Source organism: Rathayibacter sp. AY1D5, assembly GCF_002932515.1.
Taxonomy (GTDB): Bacteria; Actinomycetota; Actinomycetes; order Actinomycetales; family Microbacteriaceae; genus Rathayibacter.
The window spans coordinates 38,667-63,282 of record NZ_PSVU01000004.1 but is presented as its reverse complement, the minus strand read 5'-3'; the positions used below and the strand labels follow the sequence as shown (position 1 = coordinate 63,282).

The following is a 24,616-nucleotide window of genomic DNA, read 5'->3' as shown; positions in this document are numbered from 1 at the left end:
GCGAGGCGGGGCACGGTCAGCCCGGGAGGACGGCGCCGGCGCGGTAGCCGACGCCGCGCACGGTCATCACGATGCGGGGGTCGTCCGGGTCCTTCTCGACCTTGGCGCGCAGGCGCTGGACGTGCACGTTCACGAGGCGGGTGTCGGCCTTGTAGTGGTAGCCCCAGACCTGCTCGAGCAGCATCTCGCGGGTGAAGACCTGCTGGGGCTTGGAGGCGAGGGCGAGGAGGAGGTCGAACTCGAGCGGGGTCAGGCCGATGCGCGTCTCGCCGCGGCGGACCTCGTGGCCGGCGACGTCGAGGCTCAGGTCCCCGACCTGCAGCACCGCGTTCGCGGCGGCGGTGGCGGGACGTAGGCGCGTCCTGATCCGCGCGACGAGCTCCTTGGGGTCGAACGGCTTGACCATGTAGTCGTCGGCGCCGGACTCGAGGCCCTGCACGACGTCGGAGGTGTCGGACTTGGCCGTCAGCATGATGACGGGGACGCCGGACTCGGCGCGGATCGCGCGGCACACCTCGATCCCGTCGATCCCGGGCAGCATCAGGTCGAGCAGGACCAGGTCCGGCCGGGCCCGCCGGAAGGCCTCGAGGGCGCCGGAGCCGTCCGCGCAGAAGGAGACGTCGTACCCGTCGGCGCGCAGGACGATGCCGATCATCTCGGCCAGGGCGGCGTCGTCGTCGACCACCAGAATGCGCGCGCTCATCGGTCTGCTCTTCCTCGTCTCGGGTCGCGCCCGCCCACGGCGCGCACGGTGACCCGACCCAGGCTAACCGACGCACCTCCCCGCGGGCGGGGAGCGGGCTCGGCGGGCGAAGGGGTCCGCTCGGGGGAGGACCCCGCCCGCACGCCTGTGACAGCATGGAGGGGATGACCGACGCAGCTCAGTGGCCCCCGCCCGCAGGGCGTCCGGACGACGCGGCCGTCCCGGCGCAGGACGGCAACCGGCGCAGGCCGCTGCCCGCTCCCGTCGCCCCGGCCTGGTCGCCCGCGCCGACGAGTGCAGGTCCCCTACCACCCGCTCCCGCCGGGGGCTCCTGGTCGCACGCCTCCGGCGCCGGCCCCTGGTCGCCCGGACGCCCAGCGCCCGGCTGGACTCCCCCGCCCAAGCCCGGTCTCGTGCCGCTGCGCCCGCTCGGCTTCGGCACCCTGCTCGGCGCCCCGTTCCAGGTCCTCCGCCGCAGCCCCCGCACGACCCTGGGCGTCGCCCTGCTGGTGCAGGGCCTCGGGTCGGTGCTCGCCCTGGCGGTCTACGGCTTGATCGCGGTGCTCGCCGTCGGGCGCATCGCGCAGGCGGAGTCCGCCGACCGCGACGCCGTCGGCGCGGGCTCCCTCGCGGTCGTGGTCCTGGCCGCCCTCATCCCCCTCGCCGTCTCGCTCGCCAGCGGCGCCCTCGTGCAGGGCGTGGTCGTGCTCGAGGTCACCCGCGGCGTCCTCGGCGAGCGGGCTACCTTCCGACAGCTGCTCGCCCGGCTGCGGGGCCGCTTCTGGGCGCTGATCGGCTGGACGGTCCTGCAGGGCGTCGGCTACCTCCTCCTGGTGCTCCTCGCCGTGGCGCTCGCCGTGCCGCTGTTCGTCATCGGAGCGATGGACGGGACGTCGAGCGCGATCGTCGGCGGAATCCTGGTACTCGTCGGCTCCGGCCTGGTCGCCCTCGCGCTGGGGGTCTGGCTGTCGACGAAGCTCGCCCTGGTTCCGAGCCTGATCGTCGTCGAGCGGCTGCCGCTGCGCCGTGCGGTGGCGCGCTCCTGGCGGCTGGTGGCGGGCGGCTTCTGGCGCACCTTCGGCGCGCTCGCGCTGATGACCGTGATCATCCAGGTCGCCGGCCAGATCGTGGCCACGCCGTTCAGCCTGCTCATCCCGATCGCCGGCGCCCTGATCGCCCCGACCGACCCGGACGCGCAGCTCGTCACCTCGCTCGTGGTGACGATCGCCTCCGTCGCCGTGGGCTTCGTGATCGGCGCCGTCGGCACCGTGCTCCAGTCGGCCGTGACGGGCCTGGTCTACCTCGACCGACGGATGCGCCGCGAGGGCTTCGACCTGGTGCTGATGCGCCACGTCGAGGAGCGCGCGGCGGGCCGCCCCTCCCCCGATCCCTTCCCCGTGCCGGAGCGCCCGTGATCCTCGCCGCGGCCCCTCTCGAGCCCGACGCGGAGCAGGCGCGCCGACTCCTCCTCGAGGAGCTCGCCGACCCGCGCTACCGGGCGGCCGAGCCGACCCTGTTCGACCGGGTGGTGCAGGCGGTGCGCGACTGGTTCGCCTCCCTCACGCTGCAGGGCGACGGCCCGCCGGTGCCGATCGCCGCCGTGATCGGCGTGCTGGTGCTGGTGGCGCTCGTGGTGGCCGCGCTCGTCATCGCCGGACGGCCGCGCGCCGGTCGCCGCAGCACCGTCACGGGAGCGGTGCTCGCCGACGACGACACCCGCTCGGCCGCGACCCTCCGCTCGCTCGCCGAGGCCGCGGCCGCCCGCGGGGACTGGGACGAGGCGCTCGTCGAGCGCTTCCGCGCCCTGGTGCGCTCCCTCGACGAGCGGACCGTCCTGCGGGTCTCCCCCGGCACGACCGCGCTCGGCCTGGCGTCGCGCGCTTCCGCGGCCTTCCCCTCCTCCGCCGCCGCGCTGCGCCGCACGGCCGACGACTTCGACCGCGTGCGCTACCTCGGGCAGCCTTGCGGCCCGGCCGAGTACGAGCGCGTCGCGGCTCTGGACCGCGAGCTCGCCGCGGCCTCGCCGGTCCTGGACGCCCTGGCGGCGCCCCGGTGAGCGCCGACACGGTCTCCAGCCCGACCCTCGGCGGACTGCTGCGCCGCGGACGGGTGTGGGTGCTCCTCCTCGTGATCGTCGCGGTCGGCACTCTGCTGCTCACCGTCGCGACCGGGACCCGGGTGGCCGCCCCGGACCTCGACGTCGACAGCGCGACCCCGGACGGCGCCCGCGCGCTCGCCCAGGTGCTGCGCGATCAGGGCGTCGAGGTCGTCCGCGCCGACGACCTGGACTCCGCTCTCGCCGCCTCCTCCCCCGACGCGACACTGCTCGTCGACGACCCGGAGGTGGCCCTCGACGAGGCCCAGTACCGCCGGCTCGCCCGCGCCTCGGCCTCGCTCGTCCTGGTGACCCCGGGAGGAGCCGCGCTCGACGCCCTGCTGCCGGACGTCCGCTTCGCCGGCTCCCCGGCCGGCGACGGCCCCTTCCGCGCCGAGTGCCCGCTCCCCGCGGCCGAGCGCGCCGGGACGCTCCCCGCCGGAGGGAGCACGTACCGGATCCTCGACGACGGCGACGCCGTCGGCTGCTTCCCCTCGGGCGACGACGGCTTCCTGCTCGTGAGCACCGGGTTCCCGCAGGGCGCCGAGGTCACCGCGATCGGCGACGCCGACCTCCTCCGCAACGGCACCATCGGCCAGGACGGCCGCGCCGCTCTCGCGCTCGGACTGCTCGGCGGTGAGGAGCGGCTGGTCTGGTACCGCGCCGGAGCCGCCGACTCGGCGAGCACCACCCCTGCACCCGCCGACCTCGCGCCCGGCTGGGTGACCCCGGCTCTCCTGCTGCTGGTGGCCGTGTTCGTCGCCTCCGCCGTCTGGCGCGGCCGCCGGCTCGGCCCGCTCGCGATCGAGCCGCTGCCGGTCGTCGTGCATGCGAGCGAGACGGCCCGCGGTCGCGCGCGGCTCTACGCGCGCGGAGCCCTGCGGCCCCGCGCCCTCGACGCACTGCGCATCGGCACCCTCCGGCGGACGGCCGCGCTCCTGGGACTCGCTCCGGCGACCGGGGTCGACGAGATCGTCGCCGTCGCCGCCGAGCGCCTCGGCCGCGATCAGGCCGCGCTGCGCCGTCTGCTCGTCGACGACCTGCCGGGCGACGACGCCGCCCTCGTCGCCGCCTCCGACGACCTCCTCCGCTTCGAGAGCGCGCTCCGCGCCGCCCTCTCCCCGACGACCGCCCGACGACCGGAAGGCCCCTCCCGATGAGCGACACCACCCCCTCCGCCCGCGACGGAGCGCCGGTCTCCGACGACGACCTGCGCGCCGAGCTCGACCGGGTCCGCTCCGAGGTCGGCCGCGCGGTCGTCGGCCAGGACGGCGCCGTCTCCGGGCTCCTGATCGCCCTGCTCGCGGGCGGGCACGTCCTGCTCGAGGGCGTCCCCGGAGTCGCGAAGACGCTCCTCGTGCGCGCCCTGTCCGTCTCGCTCGGCCTCGACACCCGCCGGGTGCAGTTCACGCCGGACCTGATGCCCGGCGACATCACCGGCTCCCTCGTCTACGACGCCTCCACCTCCGGCTTCGCCTTCCGCGAGGGCCCGGTCTTCACGAACCTCCTGCTGGCGGACGAGATCAACCGCACGCCGCCGAAGACCCAGGCCGCGCTCCTCGAGGCGATGGAGGAGCGCCAGGTCAGCGTCGACGGGCGCACCCTGCCTCTGCCGGACCCGTTCCTCGTCGCCGCCACGCAGAACCCGGTGGAGTACGAGGGGACCTACGTGCTCCCGGAGGCCCAGCTGGACCGGTTCCTGCTCAAGCTCGTGCTCGACATCCCGCCGCGTGACGTCGAGGTGGAGGTGCTCTCGCGCCACGCCGCGGGCTTCGACCCGCGCGACCTCGACGCCGCGGGCGTGCGACCCGTGCTCGACGCCGCCCGTCTGCGCGCCGCCCAGGCCTCGGCCCGGCGCGTCGGAGCCGGTCCCGACGTCCTCGGCTACATCGTCGACCTCGCCCGCGCCACCCGCGAGAGCCCGAGCGTCAAGCTCGGCACCAGCCCCCGCGGCTCGACCGCCCTGCTCGCGGCGTCCCGCGCCTGGGCCTGGCTCAACGGCTACGGCTCGATCACCCCCGACCACGTGCAGGCGATGGTCCTGCCCGTGCTGCGCCACCGCATCCAGCTGGAGCCGGAGGCGGAGCTCGAGGGCGTCCGCACCGAGGCCGTCCTGGGCGGGATCCTGCAGCAGGTCCGCGTCCCGGTCTGAGCCGTGCACCTCACCGGACGCAGCGTCCTCGTCCTCCTCGTCGGCCTGGTGCCGGTCGTCCTCCTGGGCGGCCGCCCCGAGGTCGCCTTCGCCGTGCTCGGCCTCTGGCTCCTGGCCTGGGCGGTCCTCGTCGGGATCGACGTCGCGGTCGCGGGCTCGCCCCGGGCCGTGGTGCTCGAGCGGCGGGTGCCGGACCGGGTGCGGCTCGGCGAGCGGGCCGAGGCGACCCTCCTGGTCACGAGCACCGGCCGCAGGAGGATCACGGGGGTCCTCCGCGACGCCTGGGAGCCCTCGGCCGGCGCCCTCGAGACCCGGTCGCCCCTGCGTCTGCCGCCGGGCGAGCGCCGCGCGGTGACCACGGTCCTGGAGCCGCTGCGCCGCGGCGAGCGCCGGGCACTCCACGTCACCATCCGCTCCCGCGGGCCGCTCGGCCTGGCCGGCCGCCAGGCGACGCGGGCCGCGCCGGCCGTCGTGCGGGTGCTGCCCGCCTTCCGCTCCCGCCGCCACCTGCCCTCGCGCCTGGCGCGGCTGCGCGAGCTGGAGGGGCGGACCAGCGTGATGATCCGCGGCCAGGGGACCGAGTTCGACAGCCTGCGCGAGTACGTCCGCGGCGACGACGTCCGCTCGCTCGACTGGCGGGCGACCGCGCGGCGCCGGGAGCCGGTCGTCCGCACCTGGCGCCCGGAGCGCGACCGGCGCGTGATCGTCGTGCTCGACACGGGCCGCACGTCCGCCGCACGGATCGAGGACGAGCCGCGCCTGGACACGGCGATCGAGGCGTCACTCCTCCTGGCGGCCCTCGCGGCCTCGGCCGGCGACCGGGTCGACGTGCTCGCGTTCGACCGCACCCGGCGAGCCCGCGTGCACGGCGCCACCGGCACGGAGGTGCTGACCCGCGTCGTGGACGCCCTCGCCCCCGTGCAGCCCCAGCTCATCGAGACCGACTGGGCGGCGGTGCCCGCGCAGGTGCGCACCCTGGCCTCCCAGCGCTCGCTGGTGGTGCTCCTCACCGCGCTCGACTCGGTCGGCTCGGCGGAGGGGCTCCTCGCGGTGCTCCCGCAGCTCACCCGCGTGCACACGGTCGTGGTCGCCTGCGCGCTCGACCCAGAGCTGCAGCGGATGGCGGAGGACCGGAGCGACCGGGCCGCGGTCTACTCCGCCGCCGCCGCGGAGCGCTCGCTCGCGGACGTCGACCGGCTCTCGGCCGCCGTCCGCCGTCTCGGCGGGGACGTCGTGCTCGGCAGCCCCTCCGCGCTCCCGCCGGCGCTCGCGGACCGCTACCTCGCGCTCAAGGCGGCCGGACGGCTCTGACCTGCGAGAGGGGCCGTCGTCGGTCCCGGGAGCGCTGATCGACGGCCCGCTCCGACGGCCGCGCTCGTCCGGCTCGGCTCAGCCGGCCGCGATGCTCCGCGACCCGGCCTCGAACCGGTCGAGGTCGCCCGTCTCCCCCGCCCGCACCGCGCGCCCGCCGACGACGATCATGTAGAAGAGGAACGCGCCGAGGGCGAGCGCCCCGATCCCGATCTTGAGCCACCAGGGCCAGGGCGCCGGAGTGACGAACCCCTCGATCACGCCCGAGACGAGCAGCACGAAGACCAGGCCGATCGCCACCGTGAACAGGCTCCGCGCGTCCTCGGCGAGCGCCTGGCCGCGGGTGCGCGCGCCGGGAGCGATCCAGGCCCAGAAGATCCGCAGGCCCGCGGCCGCGGCGACGAACACGGCCGTCAGCTCGAGCTGTCCGTGCGGCGCGATGTAGAGGAAGAACGTGTCGCCCTCCCCCACATGGAACATCACCGCGATCGACGTTCCGAGGTTCTGCGCGTTCTGCAGCAGGATGTACGGCACGTAGACGCCGACGATCCCGAAGGCCACGCACTGCGCCGCGATCCAGGCGTTGTTGGTCCAGACCTGCCCGGCGAACGAGGCGGCGGGGTTCTCGGAGTAGTAGTCGATGAAGTCGCCTCGGGCGAAGCGCCGCAGCTCCTCGTCGTCGCCCAGCGCGGCGAGCAGGCGCGGGTCGCCGAGGATCCAGAGCGCGTAGAGCGTCGCCACCACCGCGGTCGCGAGGGCGACGGCGAGCGTCAGCCAGCGCAGCCGGTGCAGAGCGGCCGGGAGCGAGAGGACGACGAAGCGGGAGACCGCGGCGAGCGGCTCGTCTCGCGTGCCGGTCAAGCGTCCCCGAGCCCGCGAGAGCGAGACGGCGAGCCGAGTGCCGACGGCCGTCGATCCGGCGGTGGAGGAGATCGTGGCGAGGTCCGCGGATGCCGCCTGGTAGCGCTCGATCAGCTCGTCCGCCTCGGCTCCGGTCAGGCGGCGCCTGCGCGAGAGCTCGTCGAGGCGGGTCCACTGCGCAGCGCGGGCGGCCGAGAGAGCGTCGATGTCCATCTCCTGACAGGATAGCCAGGCACGCCGCCGAGGCCGAGCATCCGGGAGGAGCACCGTGGAGGAGCAGCGCACCGAGTTCGACGACGCCGACCTGGTCACCGGCGAGGCGATCGCGCTCGAGGTGCCCGTCACCTCGTTCGTGCTCCGCGCGGTCGGCGCGATCATCGACCTGATCGCGGAGCTCCTGCTCGCGCTGGGCCTGTTCCTGCTGGTCTCCTCCCTCTCCGGGGACGGCGGCCTGGACCCCGCCGCCTCGGCCGCCGTGGCGATCGCGGCCCTCGTCATCGCCATGGTGATCGTGCCGGTCACCGTCGAGACGGCCAGTCGCGGCCGCTCGCTCGGGAAGCTCACCGTCGGCGCTCGCGTCGTCCGCGACGACGGCGGTTCCATCGGCTTCCGGCACGCCCTCGTGCGCGGCCTCACCGGCGTCCTCGAGATCCTGATGACCTTCGGCGGGCTCGCCGCGGTCGTCGGCCTCCTCTCGCGCCGATCGCGCCGTCTCGGCGACGTCCTCGCGGGCACGCACAGCCAGCTCGAGCGCGTTCCCCGCGCCGAGCCGCTGGTCGTCGAGATCCCGGAGCCGCTGCGGGGCTGGGCCGTCACGGCGGACACCGCGCGCCTCCCCGACGCCCTGGCGCGCCGACTGGCGCAGTTCCTCCGTCAGCGCCACGGCATGACGGAGCCGTCGCGCTCGCAGCTCGCCGCCGCGCTGGCCGACGAGACCGCGGTCCACGTCTCCCCGCTGCCCGCCGCGCCCGCGGAGGACTTCCTCCTCGCCGTGGCCGCACTCCGCCGGGCGCGGGAGGAGCGCGCCCTGCTCCTGTCCGACCAGCGCCTCGAGCGGCTGGCCCCCGTGCTCTCGAGCACGCCGCGCGGCTTCCCCGAGCGGCCCTGACGCGCGCGGCAGCGGCCTAGGCGGGCCCCGCGCCGTAGCGGACGGTCTCCCAGCCGCGCGGGACGAGGAGCCGCCGGTCGTGCTCGGCGCAGAGGTCGTAGCCGTGCGGATCCGGCGCAGGACTCAGCGGCCCGACCGCCACCAGCGAGTCGCGGTAGTCGTAGGTCAGCGTGACGACGGCCTGCGCGCGGCAGCCCGTCCGCGAGCAGTGCCGTCCGGTCATCGCCGCCCACAGTAGCAATAGGCTGGAGCCATGCCCCGTGCTCGTCGTTCCGCCGCTCGCCCGACGAGCGGGTCGCGCGGAGGCTCCCGCAACCGGCACGGCCGCGGCGCACGAGGGCCGATCACCGGTCCGCACCTCCCCCTGCTGCAGACCCGCTCCGACTTCTTCGAGGCGACGATCGGCTCGGCCTTCGACTACCTCCGCGGCACCTGGCCGGAGGAGCTCGCCGGCATCCGCGTCGACGTCGCGGCGACTCCCGACGTCGACCCCGACCGGCTGCAGGGCACGGGCATCGCGCGGTGGCGCGTCGACCACGCCGCGCGCCGCATCACGCTCTACCGAGTGCCGATCGAGCGCCTGGCGAAGCTGCACCGCCGCGACGAGTGGCACCAGCGCATGCTGATCGAGAGCTACGTGTTCCGCGCCGTCGCGGAGCTGCTCGGCCGCGACCCGTGGGACATCTCCCCGGACCGCTACCGGCACCCCTGAGGCGTCGGCAGCTCAGTGGCGCCGGCACCGCCGAGGCGCCGGCACCGCCGAGGCGCCGCCGCCCCGCGTCTCAGTGCGAGTAGACCGTGATCGGCGAGGAGAGCGGTCCCGGCGGGACGATCGTGTACGAGGCGATCCGCCCGTCGCGCGCGATCGAGACCGAGGCCTGCACCGGCTGGGTGCTGCTGACGACCGCGCCGTCGCCGTCCAGCGGGGTCGCGAGAGCCGCGAACGGGCCGAGCTCGAGCGTGCGGGTGCCGCCCGGGGCCTCGATCTCGACCGAGGCGGTCGAGTCGCTGCCGTTGACCAGGTGCAGTCGCGCGTCGCCCTCGCCCGTTCCGGCGACGCCGAAGGGCGTCGTGGTCGCGGTGCCGGAGGCGAACCAGGCGAAGTCCGTGCCGGCCGAGCCGGTCGAGGTCGTCCGCCCCGCCGCTACGATCGGCTGATCGGCCCGCAGGACGATGCGGTAGGAGCCGTCCGCCAGGCCCGTGAGCGGGACCTCGCCGACGAGGCCGGCGGGGACGACGACCTGGGTGGAGGCGCCCGACCCGCTCGGGTCCTCGTTGGTGACCTCGACCGAGACCGTGCTGTCGGCGTCGCCGGGGGTGAGGATGCGCAGTACGGGGCTGCCCGCGCCACCGCTGCCGTCGTCGCTCGCGGTCTCGGCCGGAGGCGACGTGACGGTGAAGCCGGCGATCACGGCGAGCGTGTCCGGGCCGGCGGAGGGGCCGGTGGTCTCGACGCCCTCCGGGGTGAGGCCGGAGATGGCGCTGCTCTGCATGCTCGCGGCGACCTCGCCGCCCCGGGCGGTCACGTGCACGACGGGCTGGACGACCCCGGGGGCGAGCCCCGCGAGCGGGAGCGCGCGGACCGCTCCGGCCGGAACGACGATGCCCGTGGCGCCGGTGGCCTGGACGGTGCCGGTCTCGGAGAAGAGCGTGAGGTCGACGGTGGAGGCGACCTCGCTCGGGTTCGCCAGGATCAGCACGGAGGTGCGCCCGACGTCGGTCGAGCCGGCCACGAGCCAGCTGTCGGCCGAGGGCTCGGCGCAGGCGCGGGCGGACAGTCCGGAGAGGGTGTCCGTGCCGATGGCCTGGACGGTGGCTCCACCGGGAGCGGGGTCGGAGCCTGCGGGCACGCTCAGACCGGTGATGCCGGTGCCCGGTGCGGCGACATCGTCCTCGTCGAGGACCGTGGGGTCCGAGGTGGAGCCCTCGGGCCGGACCGCGGTCGCCGCGCCGTCGAGGGCGCGCAGCTGCTCCGGCTCTCCGGCGTCGATCAGATCGCCGCCGCAGACCAGCGAGCTGTCGGCCGCGACGGGCGTCACGACGACGCCCTCCGCGGCGCTCGAGACCAGGGGGGACGGGAGGAGCTGGGGCACGACCACGGCGGCCGCGGCGATCACGACTCCGGCCGCGCCCACCGCACCGCGCAGGGCCGTCCGGCGCCGACGGGCGGCCGAGGGTGCGCGATCGGGCGTCGAGGCCGCGGCGCGATCGGCGCGGCGCTCCGCGCGGGAGCGGCGGTCGGAGGACTCGGGCATCTGCTTCTCCTGGTCGGCGGGGTCAGACATCGTCGTTCCCGTCGTCGAACTGGCCGGTGGCCTCGCCCGGCTCGTCGTCGATCCCGGCGACCGCGCCGCTGGAGCGGCCCCGCTCGAGGGAGAGCCCGGTGGGCACCGCCAGCAGGAGGGCGACGACGAAGACGAGGAGGAGGGCGATCGTGTAGGCGATCCCGAAGGGTCCGACCACGCCGGACGGAGCGGCCTCGGTGCGGGTCCCCTCGGTGTCGACGGCCGTCCAGAGGAGCCCGTAGCGGGTGTCGCCGACGGCCGAGAACGCCGCGTTGCCGTCGAGGGAGACGGCCGCCCGCGCGCGCACGGCGGCGGCTGCGTCGCCGACCTGGGTGCCGGCCGGCTCGGTCAGCACGACGAAGCGCACGCCGAGGCTCTCGAGCGCGGAGGGGACGTCGTAGCCCGTCCGCGAGACGAGGTTGCCCGCCAGCTCGTCGATCGCGTCCGTGCTCTCGGCGCCGGTGTTCGCGAGGGTCGACTGCTGGTCGAGGGTCGCGCCCGCTCCGCGCTCCAGCCGGGCGAGGACGCCGCCGTCCGCCTGCGGGACGAGCACGATCGTGCCCACCCGCGGGTCGTTCCGGGCCTCGGCCGCCACGTAGGCGGGGAGCGAGCGGTCCGACGTGGTCGACACGGACGTGCCGGCGCCGGTCGGGAAGGCCACCGCGAGCGGACCGACCAGTGCTGCTGCCGCGGCCGTGACGACGAGCGCCGGCACCACGCGCACGGAGCGCACGGCGGCGAGCGAGAGCGACGCGCCGATCACCAGGCCGAGCCAGTAGAGGCTGAGACCGGTGCCGCTCCAGACGGAGACCGCCTCGGAGCCGGTGGTCGCGACCTGCACGCCCTGGGCGAGCGAGGCGGTCACGAGACCCGCCGCCGCCACGCCGACTCCGCCGAGGGCCGAGAGGTTGTTCGGGAGGAGGAGGGCGGCCAGCGCCGCGACGATCAGCGGCACGACGAGCACGGCCGTGACCAGCGGGGCGGCGGAGGCGCCGATCCCCAGACCGCCGAGGAACGCGAGCCATCCGTCGGGCAGACCGGCCGGGAAGCCGGCGAGCAGCGCGACGAGGTCCGACTGCGCGGAGGGCAGCGGGACGCCCGGATCCGCGAGGACGCCGAGCCAGTCGCCCCGCGGTGCGCGGGCGACCACCAGCGGGAAGAGGAGGACGGCCGCGGGGATCGGCAGGCCGAGGAAGCGGCCGATCCGCCGCCCCGAGGTGGCGACGACGACGAGCCAGATCACCAGGAGCGGCACGGCCAGCACCGGCGCGCACGCGACGACGGCCGCAGCCAGGATCGAGGCGCTCGCGGAGGCGGACCAGGAGCGGTACGCGCCGAACCCGGCGAAGAAGAGCCAGGGAAGCAGCACGTGCACCAGCAGCGGGGCGGGGCGCCCGTCGGCCTGCGCCGCGAAGAAGGCGGGAGCGAGGATGTAGACGAGGGCTCCGGCGGCGCGGGCGGTCGCGCGCGGGGTGAGCCGCGCGATCATCAGCCAGGCGCCGAGGGCGGCAGCGGGGAGCGCGACGAGATAGAGCAGCACCATCGAGTAGCTGGGCGACCAGAAGGTCAGCGAGCCGAGCACGGCGAGGACGGCGGCGAACGGGTCCGCCGCGCCGATGAACCCCGAGCCGAGGTCGCGCCAGCCGTAGGCCGCGTTGCGCCACAGCTCGCCGACGGTCGGCGAGAGCGTCAGCAGACCGCCGCCGCTGAGCGCGGGAGCAGCGAGGAGCGGCGTGTAGACCACCAGGCCGGCGAGCGCGGCGATGAGGACGACCCACACTCCCCCGCCCTGGAAGAAGTGCAGCGGATGGCGGTCCCGCCCGGCCTGCACGCGCACGGCGTCGTGGCGCACCGAGCGCAGCTGCCGCACCACGTCCAGCGGGATGCGGAGCGGCGCGATCGCCTTCCAGCCCACGTTCTTCGACGAGCGGAGAACGGTGCGGGCCCGCAGCACCTTCGTCCCCCCGAAGGCGACGACGAGGGCCGCCAGCAGCTCCCCTCCGACCAGCCCGGGCTGCTTGCGCAGCAGGCGCACGACCGCGCGGCCGATCGCCAGCGGGACGAGCGAGAGCCAGTGCAGGAGGAGGAGCGCGACGGGCGCGTAGGCGAGCCGGCGGTGCAGCTGCGCGGTGCGGTGCTGGCGCGCGCGGCGCCGCTCCCCGCTGTCGATGCGGCGGCCGTCGGGGCGCTGCAGCCCGATGCGGGCGGTGGTGACGCGGGCGTCCGGCACGCGGCTGACCCTGTGCCCGGCGAGCCGGGTGCGGATCGAGAAGTCGAGCGCGTCGTCGACGACCGGCAGGCCGGGGTCGAAGCCGCCGAGCTCCTCCCAGAGGGAGTGGCGCACGAGCATGCCGCCGGCGGCGACGGCCAGGACGTCGGGCGTGGAGTCGTGCTGGCCCTGGTCGAGCTCGTCCTCGACGAGGTGGACGGTCGTGCCGTGCTTGGTGATCGACTCGCCGTAGCTGCGGATGTAGCCGGAGCGCGTCCAGTCCATGATCTTGGGGCCGGCGACCGCGACGGAGGGGGCGACCTCGACGGCTCCCAGCAGCGCCGCGAGGGCGCCGGGCTCGGGAGCGGAGTCCTGCGCGAGCAGCCACAGCCACTCGTCCTCTCCGGCCGGCGGCTGCATCACGCGGACAGCGCGGGCCACGGCCTGGCCGAAGGGGAGGTGCTCGGCGACCTGCACGAGCTGCGTCGGACCCCAGGACGCGAGGAGCTCGTCGGTCGTGTCCTTCGAGCCTCCGTCGACGAACACCGTCGCGTCGGGCTGACGGGTCTGCGCCCGCAGGGCCGCGAGGGTTCGTTCCAGATAGGCCGCGCCGTTGCGCGCGACGAGGACGGCGGTGACTCGTGGATACATCGCGGACCACCCTAAGCGATGCCGCCGCGCCGCCCGCCTGCGGCTCGCCGCCCCGTCCGTCGGGTCGCGGCGAGGAGGGGACTAGGCCCGGCGGCGCAGCTTCCGGCGCTCGCGCTCGGAGAGGCCGCCCCAGATGCCGAAGCGCTCGTCGTTCTCGAGCGCGTACTCGAGGCACTGCGCCCGGACCTCGCACGAGGTGCAGATCTTCTTGGCGTCGCGGGTCGAGCCGCCCTTCTCGGGGAAGAAGGCCTCGGGATCGGTCTGCGCGCACAGCGAGTCGACCTGCCAGGAGAGCGCGCCCCCCGGCGCCTCGGTCGCGGTGTCGATCCCGGGTCGGACCCCGGGCACGCCCAGACGGACCGGATCGACGAACCAGTCCTCGGGGACTCCGGAGTGCTGTTCCGGAAGCGTCATGCCGTCTCCTACCCCGCCTGCGAACCGATGATCGGCGGCCGCTCCTCCCGGAGCCGCTGCCTAGGTAATTACAGCGGTGTCATTCGCTCAGGTCAAGTCGCGGACCATAAACCCTCAACCCGCCGTGGAGGGTTCACGACACACCGGCGTGTCGCGAACGTGAGATCCGATCAGGCCGTCGCGGCGCTCCGTGCGCGCCATGCGCTCTCCACCATCTCGGCGACGGTGTGCCGCATCTCCCAGCCCAGGTCGCGGGCCGCCGTCTCACCGGAGGCGACGATGCGGGGCGGATCGCCCGGCCGCCGCGGGGCGACCTCGGGCGTGAAGGCGATGCCGGTGCTGTCGGCGATCGCGCGCATTATCTCCCCGACGGAGGCCCCGGATCCGCTGCCCAGGTTGTAGACCGGGTCGATCGGCTCGCCGGCGGCCAGGCGGCGCGCCGCGGCGACGTGCGCGAGCGCCAGGTCCGCGACGTGGATGTAGTCGCGGACGCAGGTGCCGTCCGGTGTCGGGTAGTCGTCGCCGTTGATCCGGGGCGTGCGGCCGTCCAGCAGCGCCTCGAAGACGAGGGGGAAGAGATTGTGGGGGCTGGTGTCGTAGACGTCCGGGTAGCCGGACCCGACGACGTTGAAGTAGCGCAGGGAGGCGTGCCTGACGCCGTGCGCCCGCCCCGCGTCCGCGAGCAGCCACTCGCCGATCAGCTTCGACTCGCCGTAGGGCGACTCCGGGCTCTTGGGGGTGTCCTCGGTGACGATCTCGACGTCGACCGCGCCGTAGACGGCAGCGCTCGAGGAGAAGACGATCGAGGAGACCCCGGCGCGCTCCATCGCCGCCAGCACGCGCATGGTGCCGGTGACGTTCTGCTCGTAGGTGTGCAGAGGGCGCTGCACCGAGACTCCGGCGTACTTGAACCCGGCGACGTGGACGACGCCCTCGATGTCGTGCTCGGCGAGCACGCGGTCGAGCAGGGCCTCATCGAGGATCGAGCCCTGGTGGAACGGGACGCCCTCGGGCACGAACGACGCGTGCCCCGAGGAGAGGTCGTCGAGGACGACGGGGTCGATGCCCTGCTCCGAGAACGCGCGCACCACGTGCGCCCCGATGTACCCGGCTCCCCCGGTGACCAGCCATGCCATGTGGATCCTCCTCGGTGCGGGCCCGCGACTCCGCGCGCCGGAAGACACCCTAGCGGCGGGGATCGACGGCGTGGATAGGCCGGATGACGACGGGACGCGATATCCTGCCACCGTGCTCCGCTCCGTCGCCCTCCTCGCCCTGCCCGGCCTCGCGCCGTTCGAGTTCGGGGTCGTCTGCGAGGTGTTCGGGATCGACCGCGGCGCCGACGGAGGGCCCGCCCTCGACTTCCGGATCGCCACTCCCGATCCGGGCCGCGTCCGGACGAGCCTCGGATTCGACCTGCTGATCGCAGATGGTCTCGACGCGGCCCGGGACGCGGACCTGATCGCCGTCCCCGCCCACGGCCGCGGGCCCGCCGACGAGCGGGTCCTCGACCTCCTCCGCGAGGCTCACGAGCGCGGCGCGTGGATCCTCAGCGTCTGCAGCGGGGCCTTCACCCTGGCGCAGGCGGGCCTGCTCGACGGCCGGCGCGCGACCACCCACTGGATGCACGCCGCGGAGCTCGCCCGGCGCTTCCCCTCCGTCACGGTGGACCCCGAGGTCCTCTACGTGCAGGAGGGGCGCATCGTGACGAGCGCGGGCACCGCGGCCGGCATCGACGCGGCGCTGCACGTGGTGCGCGAGGAGCTGGGCGCGACGGCGGCGAGCGTCGTCGCCCGGCGGATGGTCGTGCCCCCGCAGCGCCACGGCGGGCAGGCGCAGTACCTGCGGACCCCCGTTCCCGAGGCGCGCGCGGACTCGCTGGCCGAGGTCACCGAGTGGATGCTGGAGCACCTCGACGAGGACCTCTCGATCGAGGCGCTGGCCCGTCGCGCCCTGATGGCCCCCCGCACCTTCGCGCGCCGCTTCCGGGCCGACCTCGGCACGACTCCGCTCGCCTGGCTCACCCGCCAGCGCCTCCTCCGGGCGCAGGTGCTGCTGGAGGAGACGGAGCTGACCCTCGAGGCGGTCGCCGCGCGGGTCGGCTTCGGCACGGCCGCGGTGATGCGCCACCACTTCACGCGCGTCCTGCGGACCACGCCGGCGGCCTACCGCCGCACCTTCGCCGCCTGAGCGGCCGGGTCGTTGAAGGGGTCAGACCGTCGCGACGAAGAGCGTGCCCCGTCCGGTGACGGCGAGAGCGCCCTCCGACGGGGTCACGAACACACTGCCGCCGCGCTCGACGCGGACCGAGCCCTCGGCGCCCTCGAGCGAGAACGAGCCCTCGGTCGCGATCGCGATGGCGGGCCCGTGCAGGGCGACGCGGGCCGGCTCCTCCGACGCCGGCTGCACGACGGCGAGCACGAAGTCGGGGACGTCCGGACGGTAGACGCGCACGCCCGGCCCGGCCTCCTCGGCCGGGAGGTAGGGCACGGGCAGCGGCGAGAACTCGAGCACGCTCACCAGCTCGGGCACGTCGATGTGCTTGGGCGTGAGGCCCCCGCGCAGCACGTTGTCGGAGGCGGCCATCAGCTCCACGCCCGTGCCCGCGAGGTAGGCGTGGATGTTGCCGGCGGGCAGGTAGAGCACCTCGCCGCGGGCGAGGCGGACGCGGTTGAGCAGGAGCGAGAGCACGATGCCGGGGTCGCCCGGGTAGCTCTCGGCCAGGTCCCGGACCGTGGTCGTCTCGAGGCGGTCGTCGCCCGTGGACGCCGCGACGACCGCGGACACCAGCGCGGCGACCTCGGCGCGGTCGCCGTCGGCGAGCAGCCACGACACGGCGCCGCGGAGGACCTCCGAGGGCTCGCCCTCGAGCGTCCGGGCGAACCGCGCGATCGCGGCCGCCTCCTCCGCCGGGGCGCGCCCGGCCAGCTCGGCGAGCAGCGCCCGGGCGTCCGCCGGCTCGCGGAAGCCGCAGAGCGCGTCGAAGCTCTCGCTGAGCGCGTAGATCAGCTCGGGCTTGTGGAACGGGTCCTTGTAGTTGCGATCGGCGGCGTCCCGCCGGATGCCGGCCTCCTCCTCCTCGACGAACCGGCGCCGGGCCCGCTCGGACGAGGGGTGGGCCTGGAGCGACAGCGGCCCGCCCGCGGCGAGGATCTTGAGCAGGAACGGCAGACGGGGAGCGCCCGAGACCGGATCGACCGACCCCTCCACTCCGGCGAGCGCCGCCTCGGGGTGCTCGGCGATCCACTCGGCGAGCGTGCCGGCGCCGACCGAGGCGGGGTCGAGGATGCGCGCGGGCGAGCCCGGGTGCGCGCCGAGCCAGAGCTCGGCCTCAGGGGCGCCGGAGGGCGCGGTGCCGAGGGCCTCCGAGATGCCGGTGAGCGAGCCCCAGGCGTAGTCGCGGGGGGTGTTGCCGATCGGGATGAACACGGGAGCGCTGGCCTTCCGTCCGAGGGGTGGGTCCGAGCCGCTCAGCCGGACGCGCCGGGGCCGCTCCGCTGCGACGCTAGCAGGATCCACAACGCGGGCCCGGGAGGAGGCCCCGCCTGTTGGTGCTCTCCGCCAGAGGACGCGGCACTCGCAGGCGCGCTTCGTACGCTGGGAGTCGCAGCACTGTCGCCGTCGGAGCGGTCGCCGTGCCGCATCCGACGAGCGAGGGAGCACAGAGCATGGACAGCACGACCTTCGAGACCCTGGGGGCCGACTTCTACGGGTTCGAGGCGGCGCTCACGCCCGCCGAGAAGGAGCTGCTGGTCGGCGTCCGCGCGTTCCTCGAGGAGCAGGTGCGGCCGATCGCCGACGAGTACTGGGAGCGCGCGGAGTTCCCGCGGCAGCTGATCCCCGGGATCCACGCCACCGGCGTCATCGGCCTCTCCTGGCCCGAGACCCGCGCGATCGAGAACTCCGCCGTGTTCCGCGGCTGGGTGGCGCTCGAGCTGGGCCGGGTGGACGCGGGCATCGCGACCTACGTCGGCGTGCAGAACGGCCTGGTGATGGGCACGGTCGGCGTCGCCGGCTCCGAGGAGCAGCGCGCCGAGTGGCTGCCGAAGCTCGCCTCGGGCGAGGTCGTCGGCGCCTTCGGCCTCACCGAGCCGCACTCCGGCTCCGACTCCGCCCAGGGCCTGCGCACCACCGCCCGCCGGGACGGCGACGACTGGATCCTCGACGGCGAGAAGCGCTGGATCGGCAACGCGACCTTCAGCGACGTGACCGTGATCTGGGCGAAGGACGCGGAGGACGGCCAGGTGAAGGGCTTCCTCGTCCCCACCTCGACACCGGGCTACCGCGCCACCGCCATCGCGCGCAAGCAGAGCCTGCGCACGGTGCAGAACGCCGACATCGTGCTCGAGGGCGTCCGCGTCCCGGAGTCGCTGCGCCTGCAGGGCGCGAACTCGTTCCGCGACACCGCGAAGGTGCTCCGGCTCACCCGCGCCGAGGTCGCCTGGCAGGCCATCGGCGTCGCGATCGGCGCCTACGACGCGGCGCTGCGCTACGCGAAGGAGCGCGTGCAGTTCGGCAAGCCGCTCGTCGGGCACCAGCTGGTGCAGGACCTCCTGGTCAAGAGCATCGGCAACATCACGGCCAGCATCGCCCTGGCGACCCGCGTGTCCGAGATGCTCGACGCCGGCGAGCAGCGCGACGAGCACTCCGCCCTCGCGAAGGCCTACGCGACGGCCCGGATGCGCGAGACCGTCGCCTGGTGCCGCGAGGTGATGGGCGGCAACGGCATCGTCCTCGACTACGGCGTCGCCCGCTTCTTCGCCGACGCGGAGGCCCTCTACTCCTACGAGGGCACCCGCGAGATGAACACGCTGATCGTCGGCCGCTCGATCACCGGCACCGCCGCGTTCGTCTGAGCCTCCCGTCCGAGCCGTCTTCCCCGAGGGGACGCCCCGGCCGGGGAGCGAGCGGCGGCGCGCCCGGCACGCCGCCGCGCCGCCCCCGCTCCCTAGACTGGTCGCCATGATCCGACGCGCCGCCCCCGCCGCTCCCCGAGCGCTCGCGGTGGCGGTGCTGGCCGTGCTGCTGGCCGGCCAGTCGCTGCGGAACCTCGCCGGATGGTGGGGCTGGGGCGTCGTCGTCGCGGTGCTCCTGGGCGCCTCGATCGCCGTGCTCGTCCGCGCCCGCCCCCGCCTGCGCTGGGCCCGCACGCCGAAGTCGCTGGTCCTCTTCCTCGGGCTCGCGGTGCTCTCGCTGCTGTGGTCCGCCTATCCGGGAGCGAGCGCGATCGGAGTCACGGCGCAGCTCGCGACGACGCTCGGCGGCGTCGTCCTCGCCGTCACGCTGAGCAGCCGGGAGCTGCTCACGGCTCTCGGACGGGCCCTGCGCCTCTCCGTCGGCCTGTCGCTCCTCTTCGAGCTCGTGATCGCGGTCGTCGTGCGGCAGCCCGTCCTGCCGTTCGGCGTCGAGCCTCCCGCCGACGGACCGACGCCCGACGCCTTCTACTGGTCGCAGGCCGCCCTCTTCACCGGCGAGCCCGTCCAGGGGATCGTCGGCAACCGCAACCTCCTCGGCTTCCTCGCCCTGCTCGGCCTGATCGTGATCGCGATCGAGCTGGCGGCCCACTCGATCCGGCGCCGGTGGGGAGCGGTCTGGGTCGCCCTGTTCGTCGCGACCCTCCTGCTCACCCGCTCGGCGACCGTCCTGCTCTGCCTCGTCGCCGTCGTCCTCGCGGCCGCGTTCGCGCTCTGGGCTCGCCGGAGGGGCGAGTCCCGCCGGCGTCCCGTCTACCTGACCGCCGCGGGGCTGGCGGTGGCGGCCGTCGCCGGAGGCGCCGCGGGCTGGGGCGCCCTCCTCGGCCTGCTCGGCAAGAGCGAGGACGCCACGGGCCGCCTCGACATCTGGGACTCGGTGATCGCGCTCACGCTGCAGCGCCCGGTCCTCGGCTGGGGCTGGGTCAGCTACTGGGCTCCCTGGGCCGCCCCGTTCGACACCCTCGCCGAGCGCAAGGGCGTGCTCTACCTGCAGGCCCACGACGCCTGGCTCGACGTCGCCCTCCAGCTCGGAGCGGTCGGCCTCGTCCTCTTCGCGGCGCTCGCCGTCTCGACGCTGTGGCGCTCCTGGTTCCGCGCGGTCGACCGCCCGCGGCGCGACGCGACCTCGACCCTCCCCTACACGGCCGTCAGCCTCGCTCCGCTGCTGATCGTGGTCGCCCTCCTGGCGCAGTCGCTGTTCGAGAGCCGGATCCTCATCGAGGGAGGCTGGCTGCTCCTCGTCCTCTTCGCGGTGCAGACCAAGCGACCGGCGACCGAGACGCCCGAGGTCCTCGCCGCGACCCCGCTCCCCCTCGCCGACGCCTCCCCGAGGCGATGAGGCCCCGCCGCCCCTCGCTCCCCGCCTCCGTCGCCGACGCGACGGCGTCCCCGCAGTTCGCGGCGGCCCTCGCGCAGACCACTCTCGTCACCGTCCTCTGCGCCCCGGCGGTCCGCGGGCTCATCGGCTGGCCCGGCTACATCGCCGCCGTCGCCACGCTCACCGCCCTCGCCGCGGTCATGCTCGTCCTGCGGCGCGGGCGGCTCGACTGGGAGGGCCTGCTGCCCACGAGCATCCTGGTGTTCCTCGGCTGGATCGCGCTCAGCGTGCTGTGGAGCGACTACACCTGGGCCACGGTCTCGAGCGTCGTCTACCAGTTCGCCCTGGCGTTCCTGGCGATCGCGATCGGCCTGACGCGCGACATCATTCAGATCATCCGCTCGGTCGGCGACGTGCTGCGGGTCGTGCTGATCGCCTCGCTCGCCGTGGAGGTGCTCTCGGGGGTGCTGATCGACCAGCCGCTGCGCTTCCTCGGCGTGGAGGGCCTGCTCGCGGTCGGCGGGCCGATCCAGGGACTCGTCGGCACGCGCAACCAGCTCGGGCTGGTCTGCCTGCTGGCGATCGTGACGTTCTCGGTGGAGCTGATGACCCGCTCCGTCGCCCGCGGGCCGGCCGTCGCCTCGATCGCCCTCGCCGCGGTCACCCTCCTCTTCACGCGCTCCGCCGTGAGCGCGGGCGTGCTCGCCGTGGCCGTCGTCGTCGCCCTCGCTCTGCGCTGGGTGCGCCACGGCGACGGCACCCACCGCCGTCGGCGGCAGGTCGCGGTGCTCGGCGTCGCCGCCGCGGCCTCCCTCACCGTGTGGCTCCTGCGCTACCGGGTGATCGAGCTCCTGAACGCGGGCAGCGAGTTCGAGTTCCGGCTGCGGCTCTGGCAGCAGGTCTGGCGCTTCACGGACCTCGCTCCGATCGTCGGCTGGGGCTGGGTGGGCTACTGGCGGCCCGACCTCTACCCCTTCACCGCCATCGACTACCTCTCGGGCCGCCCGCACTCGTCGAGCCTCAACGCGCTCTTCGACGTGGCCCTGCAGGTCGGCGCGGTCGGGGTGGTCCTCTTCGTCGTGCTGATCGGCCTCGCGCTCTGGCGCTCCTGGCTGATCGCCTCCGAGCGCAAGGCGGTCGTGCACGTCTGGCCGGTGCTGGTGCTGACCGTGCTGATGGTCACCGCGCTGGCCGAGAGCTCGATCCTGCTCGACGCCGGCTGGCTGCTCGTGGTGCTCTGCGCGATGCGCGCGGCCCAGGGACTGAGCTGGCGCCGGCTCCTGCACCCGCGGGACTGACCGGACTCCTCAGCGCCCGCGCCGCCGCGCCACCTGGCGGAGCACGGCGAGGTGCTCCTCCCGGCAGCGCTCCCAGCTGAAGGACCGGGCGCGCTCGACGCCGAGCGGGCCGAGCTCGCCGGTCCGCTCGATCGCCTCGAGGATCCCGTCCGCGATCGAGCGCGGCTCGAGCGGATCGACGTAGACCGCGGCGTCCCCGCAGATCTCCGGGAGCGAGCCCGCGTCGGAGGCGGCGACCGGGCATCCCGACGCCATCGCCTCGATCGGCGGGAGGCCGAAGCCCTCGTAGAGGCTCGGGAACGCCAGCACCGCGGCTCGGCGGTAGAGGTCGGCGAGCTCCTCCGGAGTGACGTGGCCGCGCCACTCGACGAAGTCCGGCAGCGGGCCGAGGCGGTCCAGATCCCCTCCTGTCAGCACGAGGCGGAGGGCGTGCCCCTCCTCCCGCAGCAGGCGCACCGCCTCGAACAGGCGGGCGTGGTTCTTGTGCGGCCAGGCGCGCGCCGGGTAGAAGACGAAGTCCTCGCGTGTGCCCAAATTCGCGACGAAGCGCCGGGTGTCCACGCCGAGATGCGACACGTGGACCCGCTCCTCCGGGATGCCCAGCAGCTCGACGATCCGCCCCTTGGTGAAGGCGCTGATGGTGATGACCGCGTCGGCGCGGCGAGCGGTCGCCTCGTAGGCGAGCCGGCGGAAGACGCGCTCGACGCGGGGGAAGAGGTGCGGGAGGTCGCGGTGCTGCAGATCGAACAGCATCTGCACGTGCCCCTGCCGCCGCGACGGCCACGGGAGCGGGACCGTGAACGGGAAGTAGAGCACTGCGTCCCGGCCGAGGCGCCGACGCAGCTGCGGCGTGCGCAGGAGCGCCTGGAGCATCCCCACGGCCCGGCGGCGGTGGCCCGCCCCGCTGACGACCCCCTCGGCCACGACCTCGGGCACGCCCTCGCTGAAGCCGCGCGCGTTCTCGGGGACGAGCACCTGCACGGCGGGCCCCTCCTCCCCCGGCCGCGGCGCCAGGAGGCGCGTGAGCGCGCGCGCGTAGGTCTCGCCGCCGCCCATCCCGCCCGGGTCGACGGTGAGCACGGCGAGCGTGACGGGGCGGAGTTCCGGCATGGCGTCCAATCGGTCCGAAGCCCGGCCAGGATACCGGCGGGCCGCACCGCTCCCGGCGCCCGGCCGTGCCCGTGGGTAGTATGTGTCCCGCTGTCATCGACCCCGACGAATTGGACCACCACGTGCCCCGCGCTTTGATCACCGGAATCACCGGCCAGGACGGCCTCTACCTCGCCGAGCTCCTCCTCTCGAAGGGCTACGAGGTCTTCGGGCTCGTCCGCGGGCAGAACAACCCCAAGTACGAGCTGGTCCGCCGCACCGTGCCCGAGGTGACCCTGCTCACCGGCGACCTGACCGACGTGTCGAGCCTGGTGCGCGTGCTCGCCGCCGCCCAGCCCGACGAGGTCTACAACCTCGGTGCGATCTCGTTCGTCGCCTACTCGTGGGAGAACGCGTCGCTCACCACCGATGTGACCGGCAAGGGCGTCCTCAACATCCTCGAGGCGACCCGCCTCTACGCCGGCTCCGACATGTCGCGCGTGAAGTTCTACCAGGCCTCCTCCTCCGAGATGTTCGGCAAGGTCCAGCAGGTCCCGCAGAGCGAGGAGACGCTGCTCTGGCCGCGCTCGCCCTACGGAGTGGCCAAGGTCTTCGGCCACTACATGACCATCAACTACCGCGAGTCGTACGGCATGCACGCCTCCTCCGGCATCCTCTTCAACCACGAGTCGCCCCGCCGCGGCCCGGAGTTCGTCACCCGCAAGATCAGCCTCGCGGTCGCCCGCATCAAGCTCGGCCTCCAGGAGACGCTGGAGCTCGGGAACCTCGACGCGAAGCGCGACTGGGGTTTCGCCGGCGACTACGTCGACGCGATGTGGCGCATGCTGCAGCAGCCCGAGGGCGACGACTACGTGGTCGCGACCGGCGAGACCCACGAGATCCGCGAGTACCTCGACATCGCCTTCAACCACGTCGGCATCGAGGACTGGACCCCGTACGTCACTCAGAACCCCGCGTTCATGCGTCCCGCCGAGGTGGACCTGCTGATCGGCGACCCGGCGAAGGCGCGCGACGTCCTCGGCTGGGAGCCGAAGGTCTCGTTCCCCGAGCTCGTGGCGATGATGGTCGAGAACGACCTCGCCGAGCAGTCCGCGCTGATCAAGTAGTCATGCCTGCCGCTCTCGTCACCGGAGCGAGCGGTCAGGACGGGGGCTACCTCGTCGAGCGCCTGCTCGCCGACGGCTGGGAGGTCTCCGCGCTCGTGCGCGGGACCGACGACGCCGCTCTTCCCGCCGCCGTCCGCCCCTTCGAGGGCGATCTCCGCGACGCCTCCGGCCTCGGCCGCATCGTCGCGGAGGCGCGGCCGGACACGGTCTTCCACCTCGCCGGCCTCTCCTCCGTCGCGCTCTCGTGGAAGGAGCCCGTGCTCACGGCCGAGGTGACCGGCACCGCGGTCGCCGCGCTCCTGGAGGCCTCGCTGGCGCTCCAGGAGTCGGCTGGCCGGGAGGTCCGCTTCGTGCAGGCCTCGTCCTCCGAGATCTTCGGGGCCGCGACCGAGAACCCGCAGACCGAGCGGACCCCGATCCGCCCCGTCTCCCCTTACGGAGCCGCGAAGGCGTTCGCGCATCACCTCGTCGCGGTCTACCGCGGCCGAGGGCTCCACGCCTCGTCCGGCATCCTCTACAACCACGAGTCGCCGCGTCGGCCGCTCGGCTTCGTCACCCGCAAGATCACCGCCGGAGTCGCGGCGATCGCGACGGGCGCCGAGTCGGAGCTCTCGCTCGGCAATCTCGACGCGCGCCGCGACTGGGGCTGGGCCCCCGACTACGTGGACGCCCTCGTGCGCGCCTCGCGCGCCGAGGAGGCGGGCGACTACGTCGTGGCGACCGGAGTCGCGCACTCGGTCCGCGACTTCGTCCGTGCCGCCTTCACCGCGGCCGGCATCGACGACTGGGAGCAGCGGGTCACGATCGACCCGCGGTTCGCGCGCCCCGTGGACGCCCCCGAGATGCGCGGGGACGCCTCCCGGGCCCGCGAGGTGCTCGGCTGGGCGCCGACCGTCGGCTTCGAGGAGATCGTCGCCCGCATGGTCGAGAACGACCTCGAGCTGGCGCGCCGCTCCCGCTGAGCCGCGCCCACCGCGTGCAGAAGGCCCCCGCTCCTGGAGCGGGGGCCTTCTGCACGCGGT

General features: G+C 74.7%; 22 protein-coding genes. 13 read left to right on the top strand and 9 right to left on the bottom strand.

The features are described 5' to 3' along the window. Positions 1 to 16: 16 nt before the first annotated feature. On the bottom strand, positions 17 to 703 hold the full coding sequence (gene mtrA / locus C5C82_RS02215) for an MtrAB system response regulator MtrA (protein ID WP_104224133.1): 687 nt from the start codon (positions 701 to 703) through the stop codon (positions 17 to 19). Between the two features lie 164 nt (positions 704 to 867). Between mtrA and C5C82_RS02210 the strand changes: the two genes are divergently transcribed. From C5C82_RS02210 to C5C82_RS02190, 5 genes are read left to right on the top strand one after another with little or no spacing between them, the layout of a single operon-like run. After that, on the top strand, positions 868 to 2,118 hold the full coding sequence (locus C5C82_RS02210; RefSeq protein WP_146085944.1) for a hypothetical protein: 1,251 nt from the start codon (positions 868 to 870) through the stop codon (positions 2,116 to 2,118). Then, on the top strand, positions 2,115 to 2,759 hold the full coding sequence (locus tag C5C82_RS02205) for a DUF4129 domain-containing protein (protein ID WP_104255252.1): 645 nt from the start codon (positions 2,115 to 2,117) through the stop codon (positions 2,757 to 2,759). The genes C5C82_RS02210 and C5C82_RS02205 overlap by 4 nt, the downstream gene beginning before the upstream one ends. Continuing rightward, positions 2,756 to 3,958 (top strand): DUF4350 domain-containing protein, encoded by a 1,203-nt coding sequence (locus tag C5C82_RS02200; protein ID WP_181134394.1) that lies wholly within the window; start codon positions 2,756 to 2,758, stop codon positions 3,956 to 3,958. The genes C5C82_RS02205 and C5C82_RS02200 overlap by 4 nt, the downstream gene beginning before the upstream one ends. Continuing rightward, positions 3,955 to 4,950 carry a MoxR family ATPase gene (locus tag C5C82_RS02195; protein ID WP_104224137.1) on the top strand — a complete coding sequence of 332 codons (996 nt, stop codon included), beginning with the start codon at positions 3,955 to 3,957 and terminating at the stop codon, positions 4,948 to 4,950. The genes C5C82_RS02200 and C5C82_RS02195 overlap by 4 nt, the downstream gene beginning before the upstream one ends. Before the next feature lie 3 nt (positions 4,951 to 4,953). Beyond that, positions 4,954 to 6,261, top strand: coding sequence for a DUF58 domain-containing protein (locus C5C82_RS02190; RefSeq protein WP_104294946.1), 1,308 nt, complete (start codon positions 4,954 to 4,956; stop codon positions 6,259 to 6,261). Positions 6,262 to 6,339: 78 nt separating this feature from the next. Here C5C82_RS02190 and C5C82_RS02185 read toward each other — a convergent pair whose 3' ends face one another. Further along, positions 6,340 to 7,335 (bottom strand): stage II sporulation protein M, encoded by a 996-nt coding sequence (locus C5C82_RS02185; protein WP_104232803.1) that lies wholly within the window; start codon positions 7,333 to 7,335, stop codon positions 6,340 to 6,342. Positions 7,336 to 7,390: 55 nt separating this feature from the next. On the opposite strand from C5C82_RS02185, the gene C5C82_RS02180 reads away from it, so the two are divergent. Continuing rightward, positions 7,391 to 8,230 (top strand): RDD family protein, encoded by an 840-nt coding sequence (locus tag C5C82_RS02180; protein ID WP_104354537.1) that lies wholly within the window; start codon positions 7,391 to 7,393, stop codon positions 8,228 to 8,230. Between the two features lie 16 nt (positions 8,231 to 8,246). Here the strand turns inward: C5C82_RS02180 and C5C82_RS02175 are convergent, their stop codons facing one another. Continuing rightward, entirely contained in the window at positions 8,247 to 8,453 is a 207-nt protein-coding gene (locus C5C82_RS02175; RefSeq protein WP_104224141.1) for a DUF3499 family protein, read from the bottom strand. Between the two features lie 30 nt (positions 8,454 to 8,483). Here C5C82_RS02175 and C5C82_RS02170 point away from each other — a divergent pair, with 30 nt between their 5' ends. Then, positions 8,484 to 8,942: a metallopeptidase family protein gene (locus C5C82_RS02170; protein WP_104354536.1), complete on the top strand. Its 459-nt coding sequence runs from the start codon at positions 8,484 to 8,486 to the stop codon at positions 8,940 to 8,942. 70 nt (positions 8,943 to 9,012) lie between these two features. On the opposite strand, the gene C5C82_RS02165 is transcribed toward C5C82_RS02170, so the two are convergent. The 4 genes from C5C82_RS02165 to galE all read right to left on the bottom strand — a co-directional run bounded on the left by C5C82_RS02165 (position 9,013) and on the right by galE (position 14,925). Then, positions 9,013 to 10,515 (bottom strand): DUF5719 family protein, encoded by a 1,503-nt coding sequence (locus C5C82_RS02165; RefSeq protein ID WP_146085943.1) that lies wholly within the window; start codon positions 10,513 to 10,515, stop codon positions 9,013 to 9,015. Then, a complete protein-coding gene (locus tag C5C82_RS02160; protein ID WP_104335161.1) occupies positions 10,508 to 13,375 on the bottom strand; it encodes a glycosyltransferase family 2 protein in 2,868 nt (955 codons plus the stop codon). Before C5C82_RS02160 ends, C5C82_RS02165 begins: the two co-directional genes overlap by 8 nt. Before the next feature lie 81 nt (positions 13,376 to 13,456). Beyond that, entirely contained in the window at positions 13,457 to 13,789 is a 333-nt protein-coding gene (locus C5C82_RS02155; protein WP_104224145.1) for a WhiB family transcriptional regulator, read from the bottom strand. A 170-nt stretch (positions 13,790 to 13,959) separates the two neighbouring features. Next, complete coding sequence (galE, locus tag C5C82_RS02150) at positions 13,960 to 14,925, bottom strand: UDP-glucose 4-epimerase GalE (RefSeq protein ID WP_104255247.1); 966 nt, start codon at positions 14,923 to 14,925, stop codon at positions 13,960 to 13,962. Between the two features lie 112 nt (positions 14,926 to 15,037). On the opposite strand from galE, the gene C5C82_RS02145 reads away from it, so the two are divergent. Then, entirely contained in the window at positions 15,038 to 15,979 is a 942-nt protein-coding gene (locus tag C5C82_RS02145) for a GlxA family transcriptional regulator (RefSeq protein ID WP_104348223.1), read from the top strand. A 21-nt stretch (positions 15,980 to 16,000) separates the two neighbouring features. On the opposite strand, the gene manA is transcribed toward C5C82_RS02145, so the two are convergent. Next, entirely contained in the window at positions 16,001 to 17,218 is a 1,218-nt protein-coding gene (gene manA, locus C5C82_RS02140) for a mannose-6-phosphate isomerase, class I (RefSeq protein ID WP_104354534.1), read from the bottom strand. Between the two features lie 239 nt (positions 17,219 to 17,457). Here manA and C5C82_RS02135 point away from each other — a divergent pair, with 239 nt between their 5' ends. The 3 genes from C5C82_RS02135 to C5C82_RS02125 all read left to right on the top strand — a co-directional run bounded on the left by C5C82_RS02135 (position 17,458) and on the right by C5C82_RS02125 (position 21,378). After that, positions 17,458 to 18,645, top strand: a complete 1,188-nt coding sequence (locus tag C5C82_RS02135; protein ID WP_104255244.1) for an acyl-CoA dehydrogenase family protein — start codon at positions 17,458 to 17,460, stop codon at positions 18,643 to 18,645. Between the two features lie 106 nt (positions 18,646 to 18,751). Continuing rightward, positions 18,752 to 20,101, top strand: a complete 1,350-nt coding sequence (locus C5C82_RS02130) for an O-antigen ligase (RefSeq protein ID WP_104232810.1) — start codon at positions 18,752 to 18,754, stop codon at positions 20,099 to 20,101. Further along, on the top strand, positions 20,098 to 21,378 hold the full coding sequence (locus tag C5C82_RS02125; RefSeq protein WP_104336897.1) for an O-antigen ligase: 1,281 nt from the start codon (positions 20,098 to 20,100) through the stop codon (positions 21,376 to 21,378). The genes C5C82_RS02130 and C5C82_RS02125 overlap by 4 nt, the downstream gene beginning before the upstream one ends. A 9-nt stretch (positions 21,379 to 21,387) precedes the next feature. Here the strand turns inward: C5C82_RS02125 and C5C82_RS02120 are convergent, their stop codons facing one another. Then, positions 21,388 to 22,488, bottom strand: coding sequence for a glycosyltransferase family 1 protein (locus C5C82_RS02120; RefSeq protein ID WP_104354533.1), 1,101 nt, complete (start codon positions 22,486 to 22,488; stop codon positions 21,388 to 21,390). A gap of 122 nt (positions 22,489 to 22,610) precedes the next feature. On the opposite strand from C5C82_RS02120, the gene C5C82_RS02115 reads away from it, so the two are divergent. Then, complete coding sequence (locus tag C5C82_RS02115; RefSeq protein WP_104275317.1) at positions 22,611 to 23,594, top strand: GDP-mannose 4,6-dehydratase; 984 nt, start codon at positions 22,611 to 22,613, stop codon at positions 23,592 to 23,594. 2 nt (positions 23,595 to 23,596) lie between these two features. Next, positions 23,597 to 24,556: a GDP-mannose 4,6-dehydratase gene (locus C5C82_RS02110; protein WP_104283352.1), complete on the top strand. Its 960-nt coding sequence runs from the start codon at positions 23,597 to 23,599 to the stop codon at positions 24,554 to 24,556. Positions 24,557 to 24,616 lie beyond the last annotated feature (60 nt).